Origin of the sequence: Massilia genomosp. 1, assembly GCF_011682185.1 — a bacterium.
Taxonomy (GTDB): domain Bacteria; phylum Pseudomonadota; class Gammaproteobacteria; order Burkholderiales; family Burkholderiaceae_D; genus Telluria_A; species Telluria_A rubra.
This window is the reverse complement of sequence record NZ_WHJF01000137.1, coordinates 1-14,716: the sequence shown is the minus strand read 5'-3', so window position 1 is coordinate 14,716 and position 14,716 is coordinate 1. Positions and strand designations below refer to the sequence as shown.

At 64.0% G+C, this 14,716-nt stretch carries 13 protein-coding genes; 4 read left to right on the top strand and 9 right to left on the bottom strand.

Features of this window, described 5'->3' with window-relative positions:
- The first annotated feature begins 258 nt into the window (after positions 1 to 258).
- From F1735_RS30110 to F1735_RS30100, 3 genes are read left to right on the top strand one after another with little or no spacing between them, the layout of a single operon-like run.
- The gene (locus F1735_RS30110) at positions 259 to 1,506 is read left to right on the top strand and encodes a sensor histidine kinase (protein WP_167240354.1); all 1,248 of its coding nucleotides are present in this window, start codon (positions 259 to 261) and stop codon (positions 1,504 to 1,506) included.
- Entirely contained in the window at positions 1,503 to 2,144 is a 642-nt protein-coding gene (locus F1735_RS30105; protein ID WP_167240353.1) for a response regulator, read from the top strand. Before F1735_RS30110 ends, F1735_RS30105 begins: the two co-directional genes overlap by 4 nt.
- A gap of 22 nt (positions 2,145 to 2,166) precedes the next feature.
- Positions 2,167 to 2,952: a MipA/OmpV family protein gene (locus F1735_RS30100; protein ID WP_167240352.1), complete on the top strand. Its 786-nt coding sequence runs from the start codon at positions 2,167 to 2,169 to the stop codon at positions 2,950 to 2,952.
- Here the strand turns inward: F1735_RS30100 and F1735_RS30095 are convergent.
- Entirely contained in the window at positions 2,943 to 3,449 is a 507-nt protein-coding gene (locus tag F1735_RS30095; protein ID WP_167240351.1) for a metal-dependent hydrolase, read from the bottom strand. The genes F1735_RS30100 and F1735_RS30095 overlap by 10 nt on opposite strands.
- 104 nt (positions 3,450 to 3,553) lie before the next feature.
- Here F1735_RS30095 and F1735_RS30090 point away from each other — a divergent pair, with 104 nt between their 5' ends.
- Positions 3,554 to 4,306, top strand: a complete 753-nt coding sequence (locus F1735_RS30090) for a hypothetical protein (protein ID WP_167240350.1) — start codon at positions 3,554 to 3,556, stop codon at positions 4,304 to 4,306.
- 58 nt (positions 4,307 to 4,364) lie between these two features.
- Here the strand turns inward: F1735_RS30090 and truB are convergent, their stop codons facing one another.
- From truB to F1735_RS30050, 8 genes are all read right to left on the bottom strand, one after another.
- A complete protein-coding gene (gene truB, locus F1735_RS30085) occupies positions 4,365 to 5,285 on the bottom strand; it encodes a tRNA pseudouridine(55) synthase TruB (protein WP_167240349.1) in 921 nt (306 codons plus the stop codon).
- A 6-nt stretch (positions 5,286 to 5,291) separates the two neighbouring features.
- Complete coding sequence (gene rbfA / locus F1735_RS30080) at positions 5,292 to 5,777, bottom strand: 30S ribosome-binding factor RbfA (protein WP_167240348.1); 486 nt, start codon at positions 5,775 to 5,777, stop codon at positions 5,292 to 5,294.
- Positions 5,778 to 5,982: 205 nt separating this feature from the next.
- The gene (infB, locus tag F1735_RS30075) at positions 5,983 to 8,820 is read right to left on the bottom strand and encodes a translation initiation factor IF-2 (protein WP_166894923.1); all 2,838 of its coding nucleotides are present in this window, start codon (positions 8,818 to 8,820) and stop codon (positions 5,983 to 5,985) included.
- A 47-nt stretch (positions 8,821 to 8,867) separates the two neighbouring features.
- Complete coding sequence (gene nusA, locus F1735_RS30070; protein ID WP_166894921.1) at positions 8,868 to 10,433, bottom strand: transcription termination factor NusA; 1,566 nt, start codon at positions 10,431 to 10,433, stop codon at positions 8,868 to 8,870.
- Positions 10,430 to 10,918 (bottom strand): ribosome maturation factor RimP, encoded by a 489-nt coding sequence (gene rimP / locus F1735_RS30065; RefSeq protein ID WP_167240347.1) that lies wholly within the window; start codon positions 10,916 to 10,918, stop codon positions 10,430 to 10,432. The genes nusA and rimP overlap by 4 nt, the downstream gene beginning before the upstream one ends.
- A 340-nt stretch (positions 10,919 to 11,258) precedes the next feature.
- Positions 11,259 to 13,292 (bottom strand): 23S rRNA pseudouridine(2605) synthase RluB, encoded by a 2,034-nt coding sequence (gene rluB / locus F1735_RS30060; protein ID WP_229506037.1) that lies wholly within the window; start codon positions 13,290 to 13,292, stop codon positions 11,259 to 11,261.
- Positions 13,293 to 13,326: 34 nt separating this feature from the next.
- Positions 13,327 to 14,130: an SMC-Scp complex subunit ScpB gene (gene scpB, locus F1735_RS30055; RefSeq protein WP_167240345.1), complete on the bottom strand. Its 804-nt coding sequence runs from the start codon at positions 14,128 to 14,130 to the stop codon at positions 13,327 to 13,329.
- A 26-nt stretch (positions 14,131 to 14,156) separates the two neighbouring features.
- Positions 14,157 to 14,366, bottom strand: coding sequence for a hypothetical protein (locus tag F1735_RS30050; RefSeq protein ID WP_167240344.1), 210 nt, complete (start codon positions 14,364 to 14,366; stop codon positions 14,157 to 14,159).
- Positions 14,367 to 14,716: the final 350 nt, after the last annotated feature.

Sequence of the window (14,716 nt, the reverse complement as noted above, 5' to 3'; positions counted from 1 at the left end):
GCTCGTCCTGGGTAAGCACAATCTCCGTCGCAATTCGCATTAGCTTTCTCCTGGTTGATGCACAAGAATAGCGCCTCATCCGCGATATTTCAATACGAAGCACTGAGAATGCAACACTACACTAGTGCAGGGCCGCGCTGGCGCCATGTGCCGGAAGATAGAGAGCGCGCATGACTTCCGGCACTGACCGGCGCCACCCGCCGTCACGTAAAATTACGGCCTCGACAGCAAGCGCTCCCGGCGCATACAGGCGCCATGATGACATTCCGATTCGATCAGCTTTTCCCGCGTGCCGTATGGCCCCTGGCCTGCCTCCTGGTGGCGGGACCGGGCTGCGTGCTGCTATGGGGCTACCCGCCCGATGCCGAGGAGTTCCATAGCGTGGGCGGCTACCTGGCCCGCAACGTGGCGGCCCGCTTCACGAGCGCGCCATCGGCCCTCAGCGCCGGCACCGACCGCATCGAACTGACCGCCCTGCTGCTGCGCATCCTGCAGACCGGCTGCGCCATCGGTTTTGCCGCGCTGGCCTGGCTGCGCGCCAGCGGACCGGCCTGGCCCGCCATGCTGCGCTCGCCGGCGGCGCTGGCGCTGCAATTGTGCCTGGCCGTGGTCGGCGACATGGGCCTGATTTATGTCTTCACCGCCCAGCTCGGCACACTCCCGCTGCGCGCCGCCATGCGCTGGCTGGCGGCCGCGATCTTTCTGGCATCGGGCACGACCTTGCTGACGATTGCGGCGCTGCGCATGTCCGATGGACGTTTTATCATGGCTTGCACGCTCGCGGCCGCCGAAGCGGCGATCATGTGCATCGTCACGGCGCTGGTGCAGGTGGCCCTGCGCGAACGGCGCGCGCGCGTGGCGCTGGCCGCGGCGCATGCCGAACTGCAGGCGACCCAGGCGCTGCTGACCGAAGCGGTGCGCGCCAGCGAGCGCATGCGCCTGGCGCGCGACCTGCACGACATGGCCGGCCACCACCTCACCGCGCTCAAGCTGCACCTGGACCTGGCCAGCCGCCAGGCGGGCAGGGCCGCCCCGCCGTCGCTGGCCACCGCCAGCACCCTGGCCGCCACCCTGCTGGCCGACGTGCGCCTGCTGGTCAGCAGCGAACGCGGCGGATGCGATATCGACGTGCGCCTGGCGCTGCAGACACTGTGCGCCGGCATTCCGGCGCCGCGTATCGCGCTCGACATCGGCGAGCGGCTCGGGATCGATTCGGCGGCAGTCGCCCATGCCGTGTTTTGCGCGGTGCAGGAAGCGATCAGCAACGCCATCCGCCACGCGGGCGCGGCGGCCATGACGATCGCCCTGCGGCGCGACGCCAACGGCGACCTGGCGCTCGACATCGCCGACGACGGCCGTGGCAGCGGTGGCGCGGCCGAAGGCAATGGCTTGCGCGGCATGCGCGAACGGCTGGACCAATTGGGCGGCACGCTGCTGGCCGCCAACGGCGCGCCGCATGGCTTTGCGCTCAACATCCGCCTGCCGCAAGCGGGAGCGGCGGCATGATCCCGATCCGCATCGTGCTGGTGGACGACCAGATGCTGGTCAGGAGCGGCATTCGCGGCCTGCTCGACCTGACACCAGATATCCGGGTGGTGGCCGAAGCGGCCAACGGCGATGAAGCGGTGGCCGTGATCGCGCAGGCCCAGGCCGATGTGCTGCTGCTGGACGTGCGCATGCCGCAGTGTTCGGGCATCGAACTGCTGCGCAGGCAACAGGGCTTGCTGCCGCCGACCATCCTCCTGACCACTTTCGACGATGACGAAGCGCTGTTCGACGGCATGCGCGCCGGCGCGCGCGGCTTTCTGCTGAAAGATATTTCGCTCGAACGGCTGGCGCACGGCATCCGCAGCGTCGCCGCCGGCGCCACCCTGTTCCGCCCGGGCCTGACCGAGCGCACCCGCGCCGCCTACGAACAGGCCAGCGGCCTGGCGCTGCCGGCCTCCGGCGGCGCGCGCCTGACCGCGCGCGAAACCGAAATCCTGGCGCTGATGGCGGCCGGCTTGAACAACGCCGAAATCGGCGCCGCGCTCGGGCCGAGCGAAGGCACCATCAAGAACCACGTCTCGAACATCCTCGCCAAGCTCCTTGTGCGCGACCGCGTGCGCGCGGTGCTGCGCGGGCTCGAACTTGGCTACATCTGACCACCCACTCCGACAGGAAACCATGACCATCCCAAGCCCGGCGCGCTACCGCGCCAGTGTCGCCGCCCTCACCCTGCTGGCCGCCATCGGCCTGCCCGCGGCGGCGCAATCGCCCACCACCCAGATGCCGGAAGGCACCACCGATATCGATCTCAGCCTGATTGCGGCGCTGGTGCCGGTCAGCGAAGGCCGCAGCGGGATGAAGGCAATCGTGCTGCCGAGCATATCGGCGCAGTGGAGCAACGGCATCTTCGCCGAACCTGGCGAGCTCGGCATGCAACTGTCGGAAGACCCGATGCTCAAGTTCGGCCCCGTGCTCAGCTACGGCACGCGCTCGCGCCGCGCCGACGACCGCGAAGACAAGCTGCGTCTGGGCATCGAGGTGGGGGCGTTTGCGCATTATCAGTGGGCGCACAACATCGGGCTGCATTCGAGCGTGATGTACGGCGGCGGCGACGACCGTAGCGGCGTGCGCCTGAACCTGGGCGCCGGTTACGGCATGCGGCTCTCGACGCACCAGTCGCTCAGTGCCAACCTGGGCATGAACCTGGTCAACAAGGGCTTCATGCAATCGTCTTTCGGGATTTCAGCGGAGCAGGCGGCGCGCAGCCGCAGGCCGGTCTACCAGGCCAGGGCCGGGATCAAGAATATCGACCTGACGCTACGCTGGAATGTGGACCTGAGCACCAAGTATGCGCTCAGCACCGGCGTGAACGTCTCGCGCCTGATGGGCAGCGCGGCCGACAGCCCGCTGACCGACAGTCCGCACAACGTCGCCGCGTTCACGGCGCTGACCTATCACTGGTGATCGGCGGCGCCGCCGTTGCGGCGCTTCCTGAACTGGCGCCAGGTGTCCACCACCAGCCAGAACGCCACCCCCAGCAGGCAGGCCAGGTGCAGCGCACGCACCGACACCAGTCCGAGGAAAGGGTTGGCGCTCGATAAGGGCCACCAGGGCTGCGTGTCGTCGTGCATGATGGCGTCGAGCACGACGTGGGAAAACGTGCCCAGGAAGGCGCCGGTGCAGGACGCGAGCCAGCTGATCGGCTGATGGGGGATGCGCAGCCGCCGCAGCACGAATTCGCTGACCGGCTTGCCGGTCAGCGCGGCCACGGCGCCGACCAGCAGCGCGCCGGGTACGCTGTGGGTGGGGCCGTGCAAGATGCTGGTGTTCATGTAAATGCGCACCAGCGGCTCCAGATCCATCAGCACCTGGGCGCCGCCGAACACCATGAAGCTGAAATGACGCCCGCCGACGGCCTTCATCGCCGCGCCCGGACCAAGATGGAAAGGTGTAAATGGCATCGCTAGCGGCCTTGCACGGCGCGCGCCGGCGCTGTGTATGCTTGGCGGCAAAACAGGTAATATGGCGTGGATAGCAAAATGGCATTCACCTTCAGGCGGCGTTCATGAAAAAAAATCTACCCGGAATTATAGCGCTGATCTACGGCGCGGCACTCGGCCTGGCCTGTCCTGCCGCCCTGGCGGCGTGCGAGGCGCATCCGGGCTATTTGTCGGAATTCGAGGGCAGCATCGGCGGCAAGTACCGGATCGGCATGAGCCTCATCTTCGACAACCCGGGCGTCGCCGGCGACTATTTTTACGTCTCGCAGCGCAAGGACATCATCGTGCGCGGAACGGTACAAGCCGATGGCCGCATCAAGCTGGCCGAATGGGACGAGCATGGCAAGGAGAGCGCCGACTTCGATCTGAGCCCGTCCAAGGAGTGCAACGCGCTCGATGGCGTCTGGCGCAAGCGCGGCTCGGCCACCAGCCTGCCGGTACACCTGAGCAGCACCGGCGGCGGCAAGGGCGGCACCCACGACCGCTACTGGCGCGCCGGCGCCGAGACTGCGGAGGATGTGATGCGGATCAACCGCGCAGCCTATACATTCTGGCTGGGCGTCAAGGAAGGCAACAAAAAGGTGGTGGCGGCGCAGCTGCGCTATCCGGTCAACGTCAGCGTCGGCGGGCGCCGTACCACGCTCAAGACCGGCGCGGCGCTGATCGCCAATTACGACGCCATTTTCACCGACAAATATCGGGCCGCCATCCTGAACGGCGTGCCGCATAATATGTCGAGCAATACCCAGGGCATCATGCTGGGTAACGGCGAAGTCTGGTTTAACGAGCAGGGCAAGGTTATCTCGCTGAATAACTGAGGAGGCCCGGCAGCAACGCGCGGGCCAGCGCAAGAACGTCGGCCGCGAGCGCCCGAACTCAGTGCGCGGCGGCGATCAGGCGCTCGGGCGCCAGGATCGCGTATTCCTGCAAGTTCGCCGTGCCCAGCAGGCGGGTGTCGTGATACACCCGCACCCGTCCCACGGTGTCCGGCAGCGTCAGTCCTTCCTTGCCGAGCGCCAGGCGCTGGCCTTGCAGGAAGCGCTTGGCCAGTTCCTCGGTCAATTGCACCGCCGGAAAACTCGACAGCAAGGCGTCGACCGGGGCCAGCAGGGTCAGTGGCGCCTCATGCGCCTGCAAGGCTTCCAGGGTCACCATGCCATCGATGGTCAAGGCGCCGACCTGGGTGCGGCGCAGCTCGATCAGGTGCGCGCCGCAACCGAGCGCGTGGCCGATGTCTTCGCCCAGCACGCGGATATAGGTCCCCTTGCTGCAAGTAACCGCCAACTTCAGCAGCGGCGTCTCGAACGAGATCAGTTCGAGCTTGAGGATGGTGACCGGGCGCGCTTCGCGCTCGAGCGTGATGCCTTCGCGCGCATACTCGTAGTAAGCCTTGCCGTCGCGCTTGAGCGCCGAATACATGGGCGGCACTTGCATGATGGGACCACGGAACTGCGGCAGCACCGCTTCGATCTGGGCCAGGGTGACGTCGACATCGCGCATGTCGATCGCTTCGCCTTCGGTGTCGCCGGTGGTGGTGGTGATGCCCAGGTGAACCGTGGTCTCGTAGCGCTTGTCGGCTTCGAGCAAGTCTTGCGAGAATTTGGTCGCTTCACCGAAGCACAGCGGCAATAAACCGGTGGCGAACGGGTCGAGCGTGCCGGTGTGACCGGCTTTCTTGGCGTTGAGCACGCGCTTGGCCTTGATCAGCGCATCGTTGGACGACAGGCCGACCGGTTTGTCGAGCAGCAGCACGCCGTCGACCAGGTCGCGCACCCGTTTGATGTGGGCTTGTTTCATGCTGGCTTAGTCGGCGTCCGGCTTGCTGGCGCTAGGCGACGCGCTAGGCGACGCGCTAGGCGACGCGCCAGGCGACGCGCTAGGCGACGCATCTTCCGGCACCGGGTCCGGCTCGGCGTCGGCCGCGCGGGTGGCATTGGCCTGGTCGATCAGGAGCGACATTTCCATGCCGCGCGAGGTCGAGGTGTCGTGTACGAAGTGCAGCATCGGCAAGGTGTGGATGTGCAGGCGCTTGCCCAGCTGGTTGCGGATGAAGCCGGCTGCGGCGCCGAGGCCGTCGACCGTGTTCTTGATCGCATCCTTGTCGTCCTTGAACATGGTGAAGAACACCTTGGCGTGGGCGTAGTCGGGGGTGATCTGGACTTCGGTGATGGTGATCATGCCGATGCGCGGGTCTTTCAGACCGTACGCGACGATGTCGGCCAGGTCGCGCTGGATCTGGTCGGCCACGCGCAAGCCGCGGGCGGGAATGGTTTTGCTGTGTTTAGCCATGGTCGTATACTACTCTTTATGATTTTGTAGGGTGGAAAAGCGAAGCGCCGGATGCTGCGACAGGGCCTGATACCACAAACTTAAAAACCGTCATTCCCGCGCAGGCGGGAATGACGGTTTGTGGGACGGTGGCCGCAATAGCGTCAGGCTGACGGCCACCGGAGGCGCCCCGTTTCCAGGGCGCCCACTGTGCTGCATCCGACGATTACAGCGTACGGGCGATCTCTTGAACTTCGAACACTTCGAGGACGTCGCCGACTTCGATATCGTTGTAGTTCTTGAGCGACAGGCCGCACTCCAGACCGGCGCGGACATCTTTCGCGTCGTCCTTGAAGCGCTTGAGCGAGTCGATCTCGCCAGTCCACACAACAATATTGTTGCGCAGCAGGCGTACCGAGGACGAACGCTTGACCACACCATCGGTGACCAGGCAACCGGCAATCGCGCCGACTTTCGAGACCAGGATAACCTGGCGAATCTCGACCTGGCCGGTGATGTGCTCGCGCTTCTCCGGTGCCAGCATGCCCGACAAGGCCGCTTTGATCTCGTCGATCGCATCGTAAATGATGTTGTAGTAGCGAATGTCCACGCCGTTCGACTCGGCCAGCTTGCGCGCCTGGGCGTCAGCACGGGTGTTAAAGCCGATGATGACCGCTTTCGATGCGACCGCCAGATTGACGTCGGACTCCGTAATACCACCCACCGCCGCGTGAACAACCTGAACGCGCACTTCGGAGGTCGACAGTTTTTGCAGCGAGCCGACCAGCGCTTCCTGCGAACCCTGCACGTCGGTCTTGACGATGACCGGCAGATTCTTGACTTCGCCTTCGCCCATGTTGTCGAACATGTTCTCGAGCTTGGCAGCTTGCTGCTTGGCCAGTTTGACGTCGCGGAACTTACCTTGACGGAACAGACCAATTTCACGCGCTTTACGCTCGTCGGCCATGACCATGACTTCTTCACCGGCAACCGGCACTTCGGTCAAGCCCTGGATTTCGACCGGGATCGACGGACCAGCTTCGCTGATCGCCTTGCCGTTTTCGTCCAGCATGGCGCGCACGCGGCCATACGAGGAGCCAGCCAGGATCACGTCGCCGCGACGCAGGGTGCCGGACTGCACCAGGATCGTCGCGACCGGGCCACGGCCCTTGTCCAGACGTCCCTCGACCACCAGGCCACGCGCTGGCGCGTCGATCGGGGCCTTGAGTTCCAGTACTTCGGCTTGCAGCAGAACCTGTTCCAGCAAGGCATCAATGCCTTCGCCGGTCTTGGCCGACACCGGCACGAATGGCGATTCGCCACCGTATTCTTCCGGCACGACTTGTTCCGCAACCAGTTCCTGCTTGACCCGGTCCAGGTTGGCGCCCGGCTTGTCGATCTTGTTGATCGCCACCACCAGCGGTACGCCGGCAGCTTTTGCGTGAGCAATCGCTTCCTTCGTCTGCGGCATCACGCCATCGTCGGCGGCAACCACCAGAATCACGATGTCAGTCGCTTTCGCTCCCCTTGCACGCATCGCCGTAAACGCTTCGTGACCCGGGGTGTCGAGGAAGGTGATGATGCCGCGCGGCGTTTCGACGTGGTAAGCGCCGATGTGCTGCGTGATCCCGCCCGCTTCGCCCGACGCCACTTTGGCGCGACGGATGTAATCGAGCAAGGAGGTCTTACCATGGTCGACGTGACCCATGACGGTGACCACCGGTGCGCGCGAGACGGCTTCGAAGTGGGCGTGTTCGCCCTGGTCGGCCAGCAGTGCTTCAGGGTCGTCGAGTTCAGCGGCAAACGCCTTGTGGCCCATCTCTTCGACCAGAATCATGGCCGTTTCCTGGTCCAGCACCTGGTTAATCGTACACATCTGGCCCAGCTTCATCAGCTGCTTGATCACTTCGGATGCCTTGACGGACATCTTGTGCGCCAGTTCGGCGACCGTGATGGTCTCAGGAACGTGAACGTCCTTGATGACCGCTTCGGTCGGCGCCTGGAAATTGGTTTCGCGGTCATCGCTGTGCGATGGACGACGACCCTTGGCGCCACCGCGCCAGCTGTCGCGGCCACCCGGCGAACCGGTGTTGCCACGTGGCTTGATCGAGCCCGGCGCGCCGCGTTTTTTCGCGTCGTCCGACCAGGTCGAGGAGACATTGGCCGACTTGATCGACTTCTTGTCCGCCGTGACCGGTTTCTTGTCGCCTGGCTTGTCGCCCGGCTTCTTGTCGGCTGGCTTGTGCAGGGTGCCTTCGGGCGGCTTCGGCTTGATCGCGGCGACCGGCGGCGGAACGGGTTCCGGCGCCTTGATCGCGCGACGCGGCGCATTCATCATGGCCTTGATCTGCGCGACTTCATCGGCCACGGCCTTGCGGGCGCGGTCGTTCGCTTCGGCGCGGGCCGCAGCTTCTTGCGCAGCGACAGCCGCCTTTTTCTTGGCTTCGTCGGCGGCAGCCTTCTTCGCTTCGTCGGCGGCAGCCTGGTCGGCGCCAGCAGCGGCGGCCGCGGCGGCAGCGGCTACGCGCTTCGCTTCGGCGTCGGCTTCTTTCTTGGCGTCGGTCTCGGCCTGCTTGGCCTGGGCTTCTTTTTCAGCGTCGAGCTTGGCGAGGCGCTCCTGCTTTTCACGCAGGTCGGCTTCCTGGCGCGCAATCAGCTCTTGCTGACGGCGTGCTTCTTCCTCGCGACGGGCCACTTCGGCCGCGTCGATCACCGGTGCAACGGGCGCGACCGGTGCCGGCGCGGGCGCCGGTGCCGGATCGTCGCGCTGCACGAAGGTGCGCTTCTTGCGTACTTCGACCTGGATCGTGCGCGACTTGCCAGTGGCGTCAGCCTGCTTGATCTCGGTGGTTTCTTTGCGCGTCAGCGTGATTTTCTTCTTCTCGGTGTCGGTCGCCGTGCCGTGGGTACGGCGCAGGTGATCCAACAACTTATCCTTATCATCTTTCGACAATGGATCTGACGTCGAACTTTTATCGACGCCGGCAGAACGCAGCTGCGTCAGCAGCAAATCTGCAGGCATCTTCAGTTCGGTGGCAAATTGGGCTACGTTGTTACTCGCCATTCAGTCCTCTTTTCTTTGTGTCGAGACAGATGATAAGGTTACTCAAATTAAGCCTTGACCACTTCTGCCAGGCTCCAGGCTTTCGCCTGCAGCGCCTTGGCGCGGTCGTCATACTTTGAGTCGACCAGCTTCATCTCGTCGTCGGTCACATCATTAAATTCATTCTTGATCAGATCACGTGCACGGTCCGACGCCAGCGCCAAAATAGCGCCAAATTCGTCGTACGCGAGCGCCGCGAACGCCTCAACGTTCTTGATACCGGCCAGGCCCAGCTTGCCCGCAGTGTTGCGGTCCATGCCTTCCAGGTTAACCAGCTGCTCGTCCATCCCTTCCAGGCCTTCTTCCGAAGCAATTGCTTCAGTCACCAGCGCATCACGGGCACGGGTCCGCAGTTCGTTGACGGTATCTTCGTCGAAGGATTCGATATCGAGCATCTCGGAAATCGGCACATACGCGATTTCTTCGAGGCTAGCGAATCCTTCTTCCACCAGGATGTCGGCCACTTCCTGGTCGACGTCGAGTTTTTCCATGAACAGTGCGCGCACTGCCGCGGTTTCCTGAGCCGATTTATTCTCGGACTCTTCCGCTGTCATGATATTGATCTTCCAGCCGGTCAGCTCGGCAGCCAGGCGCACGTTCTGGCCGGAGCGGCCGATCGCGATTGCCAGGTTTTCCTCGTCGACCACGACGTCCATCGCATGCTTTTCTTCGTCGACCATGATCGACGAGACATTCGCCGGCGCTAAGGCGCCGATGACGAATTGGGCCGGATCTTCCGACCACAGCACGATGTCGACTCTTTCGCCGCCCAGTTCACCGGTCACGGCCTGCACGCGCGAACCGCGCATGCCGACGCAGGTGCCGATCGGGTCGATGCGCTTGTCGGCCGTATACACGGCGATCTTGGCGCGCACGCCAGCGTCGCGCGCTGCCGATTTAATTTCGAGCAAGCCTTGTTCGATTTCCGGCACTTCCAGCTCGAACAGCTTCATGATGAATTCCGGCGCGGTGCGCGACAGGATCACCTGCGGGCCGCGCATATTGCGGTCGATGCGCAGGATGTAGGCACGCACGCGGTCGCCGATGCGCAGATTCTCTTTCGGGATCATCTGGTCGCGTGGCAGGCGTGCTTCGATCTTGCCCGATTCGACGATCGCGTCGCCGCGTTCCATGCGCTTGATGGTGCCGGTCACGAGCGAGTCGCCGCGCTCCAAAAAGTCGACCAGGATCTGTTCGCGCTCGGCATCGCGGACACGCTGCAGGACCACCTGTTTGGTGTCTTGCGCGAAGCGGCGGCCGAATTCGACGGACTCGATCGGTTCTTCGATGTATTCGTCGACTTCGATGTCGGGGATGTTTTCCTTGGCTTCGAAGTGCAGGATTTCCTGGTCGGGCAGCTGCAGGCCGGCCTCGTCGGGCACGACGTGCCAGCGGCGGAAGGACTCGAACTCGCCCGAATCGCGGTCGATGGACACGCGAATGTCGACTTCGCCCTCGTAACGCTTCTTCGTGGCTTGCGCCAATGCGAATTCGAGCGCCCCGAAGACCACATCCTTATCGACATTTTTTTCGCGCGCCAGCGCGTCAACCAATAACAAAACTTCGCGGCTCATGCTTTGCGTCCCTTAAAATCCACTTGCGGCACCAAGCGTGCCTTATCCAAGTCGGCGAGCGTAAACTCCAACAGCGCCGGACCATCCTTGCTTTCAAATTCCAATGCGACATTCTCGCCTTCCGGGGCCTGCAAGATACCGGTGTAGGTCTTGCGGTCGGCCGTGCCGGGCATGGCCACGCGCAGCTTCACGGTGCATTCGCAACCGGCGAAACGCGCGAAATCGGCCAGGGTACGCACCGGGCGGTCGAGCCCCGGCGAGGAGATTTCCAGGCGCTCGTAGTTGACGTTTTCCACAGTCAATACGTGCGACAACTGGTGACTCACGGTGGCGCAGTCCTCGACCGTAATCGGGCCTTTTTCGGCCGCGTCGGCTGCAGTGAAATCGATATACACGCGCAGGATGCCGCGCTCGCCCCGTTCGACATCAACGAGTTCGTAGCCCAGGCCACTGACTGTCTTGGCGATTAATTCAAACTGCTGCAAACAAGTTCTCCAGATCACGGCCCCGCGGGACCACTAAAAACGATTTACCAAAAAAAAAATGGGCATGTGCCCATCTTCCTATACTCCCGACCAGATGAAAGCACTTGCACCAGTCTGTGGTGGGAAGAACTTTTATTAGGCTGCAGATTATAACCTGTTATCGGGCCGTTCGCAATCCGATGACTGGCAAATGAACAGGCATACAACACTATCAAGTTTAAAACAAAAGCCGCGTTCACGCTGCCGCGGGCAGAACCGTGCGCGCCGCTTCGGCCACAAAACAACAGCGCCACCGTCGTTCCCGGCCTCGGCAAGCCCCTTGGCGGGAACGACGGCTTGCTTAACCCCGGCGACCGCGACGCGGCATGCCGTGATCGGCGCTGCGCGGACCTTGCGGACCCTGCGGACGACGATTCCCGCCACCCGCATTCCCGAAACCGAAGGTCGTCTGCAACGGATCGGGCTGGCGCGGCCCCTTGGCCCCGCCACCACCATTGCCGCCATTGCCGCCATTGCCGCCAGCCGGACGACCGGTGCGTGGCTGCCCATCACCCTGCGGACGCGCCGAACGCGGCTGGCCGTCGCCCTGCGGACGGCCATGGCCTTGGCCTTGGCCTTGACCCTGGCCACGGCTCTGTCCATCGAAACCGCCGGCGCTGCGCGCCTGCCCGCCCATGCCGCCCGCACCACCCGGACGTCCTTGCGGACGGCCGCCGGCGCCGCGCCCCGCACCGCCACGCCCGTTCGGCGGACCGAACGGATCGGCATTGCGGTTGGCGTCGACGCGGTCGATGCGATTGCCATCGGAACGCTTGTCCTCGTCGCTGCGCGGCTTGGCGTCGCTGCGGCCTTTCGGACCGCGCGCGTCGGCGCCGGCACCGGCGCCCTTCTTCTCGACGCCGAACGCCACGAGCAGGTCGCGCACGGTGTTTTCTTCCATCTCATCCCAACGACCGCGCTTGAGGTTGCTTGGCAGGGTCATGATGCCGTAGCGGGTACGGATCAGGCGCGAGACGGTCAGGCCGACCGCCTCGAACATGCGGCGCACCTCGCGGTTGCGGCCTTCGCCGATGACCACGCGATACCATTTGTTGATGCCCTCGCCGCCGCCATCGGCGATCTTGGTGAACGACGCGACGCCATCGTCGAGCTCGACGCCAGCCAGCAGTTTCTGGCGCATGCCCTCTTCCAGCTCGCCCAGGGTACGCACCGCGTATTCGCGGTCGATGTTGTAGCGCGGGTGCATCAGGCGGTTGGCCAGGTCACCGGAAGTCGTAAACAGCAGCAAACCTTCGGTATTGAAGTCGAGGCGGCCGACGGCCAGCCATTTGCCGGCCTTCATGGTCGGCAGGCGATCGAATACCGATGGACGGCCTTCCGGATCGTCGTGACTGACGATTTCGCCGGCCGGCTTGTGGTACACCAGCACGCGCGGCGGCTTGCTGCTCACCTTGCGGTGGATCAGCTTGCCGTTGATGCGCACCGCGTCCGACGGCAGGATGCGCTGGCCGATGTGGGCCGGCTCGCCGTTGACCGACACGCGGCCGGCGACGATCAGGTCTTCCATGTCGCGGCGCGAACCGAGACCGGCTTCGGCCAGCACCTTGTGCAGCTTCGGCGCGTCGTCGTCGGACGTGAGGTCGCGGCGCACCAGCTTGACCGGCTGCGCGCGGCCGCCGTCGATGGCGTCGAACGCGTCCGAGGTGACGTACGAAAACGCCGCATCGGCATCGTTCAGCTTGTTCTTGCCGTGGTGCTGCAGGCCCGGATTGCCTTTTTTATTCTTTTTGACGCGCGGCTTGGCGTCCAGGCTGCGCTCGGGGCGCGGACCGCGCTCGGGGCGGGCGACCGGCTCGGCGGGCGCTTCGGCCACCACTTCCGGCTCGCCGGACTCGACGCGCTCCATCTGGATACGCGCTTCGCGCTGGCCGCGCAGCTCACGCATCTGGCGCGGACCGCGTGGCGCACGTGGGCCGCGCTCGCCGTTGGCGGGCGCGGCGCCGTCGGCGGCCGGGGCGGCGGCATCGGCGGCTGCTTGCACTGCCGGCGCGGCGCTGTCTTTCGGGGCGCGCGGCTTGCGGGCGGCGGGGGCAGGCTTGTCGGCGGCGACGACTGGTGCGGCGACCGCTGCGGCGGCGACGGCTGCGCTGGCGGCTGCCGGAGCGGACTCATCCGCTGCCACGGCAAGCGCTTTCTTCGCACGCGGCTTGGCCGGGGCCTTGGCTGGGGCATCCAGCGCGGCGGGCGTGGCGGCCTCGACTTCGGTGACGGCCTTTTTGGCGGCGGCGCGTTTCGGTTTCGGCGCGTCGGCGCCGGCGTCCGCCTCTATCTGTGCCTTGGTGCGGCGTTTTGGCTTCGCTACTGCCTCGTCCATGCCTGCTACGTCGGCGTTACTTGTCTCTGTCGGTTTAGTTGGATTCATTATTCGTTTCTTGGTTGTGCTGACCTGGCGCAGCGTCAACCGTTATTTCTGGCGCAGGGTCGTGAATGGGGACTTCAGGAGATGAAGTATCGGAGCCGGCCGCATCCGCGACGGCGGGAGGAAATGCCTCCTGCGCGTCGCCGCTACCTGCACCATCGTCGTTTGCGGCCTCCGAGGCCGCCGCTTTGTCAAAATTTTCCTGCAAGGCAGCCTCGAGTGTTTCCATGTCGTGACCGCCCCGCATGTCGCTGATTTGCTGCAACGGCGGCAGCTGGGACAGCGAATTCAAACCCAAATCGTCAAGGAACTGCTTGGTCGTACCCAACAAGGCCGGGCGCCCGATCACATCGCGGTAGCCGATGGCATCGATCCAGCCGCGGTCTTCCAGCATCTTGATCGTCTGCGAATTGACGGCAACGCCACGTATTTCTTCGATATCGCCGCGGGTGACCGGCTGGCGGTAAGCGATGATCGCCAGGGTTTCCAGGGTGGCGCGCGAATACTTCTGCGGCTTTTCCGGGCTCAGGCGATCGAGGTACTGCTTCATTTCCGGACGACTCTGGAAGCGCCAGCCGCTGGCCAGGCTGACGATCTCGATCCCGCGTTCGCTCCAATCGCGGCGCAACTCTTCGAGCATGATCTTGATGGTATCGGCGCCGACCCCGGCGCCGAGAGGGCGGCCATGGTCATCGACATCGACGAACAGCTTCTTCATGCCGTGGATCGACATGGGCTCGCGCGCACAGAGCAAAGCGGTTTCGAGGACCCGTTTGGCCTCATCAGTATTCATAACGATGTCGTATGCGGATGTTGCAATTAGATCTGCAGAGAAAAAAACAACCCAATACCATTCAACGCATGGCGGCGCGCGTCACCGAAATGACGCCGACAGCATGAAAACACGTTGAAACTGGAATCCGTCGCCTGCGACGAAGCGCGCTGGGCGGGAATGTTACAGGTGGCGAGATGCGAACCCTGCCACACGGTTACCTGCATACCTGGCGAGGCTAAACCGTTGATTTTCAAGAGAAACGCTGGTTCGCCGCAGCGGCAGGGAGGCGAAGCTCCGGGCGCGCACTACACGAACGATCGACATCGTTTGCTCCAACAGAGGGCATTGTACCTGATAAAAGCGCGAAAAGGACAATCCCCCGCGCCAGAATCGCCTGTCAACGTGCCGAACAGACCCCAGCCGCCCCGCACCGGGGTCAGAGCTTCGCCCCACACCGGGGTCAGAGCTTTAACTTGCAACTAGTGTAGTGTTGCATTCTCAGTGCTTCGTATTGAAATATCGCGGATGAGGCGCTATTCTTGTGCATCAACCAGGAGAAAGCTAATGCGAATTGCGACGGAGATTGTGCTTACCCAGGACGAGC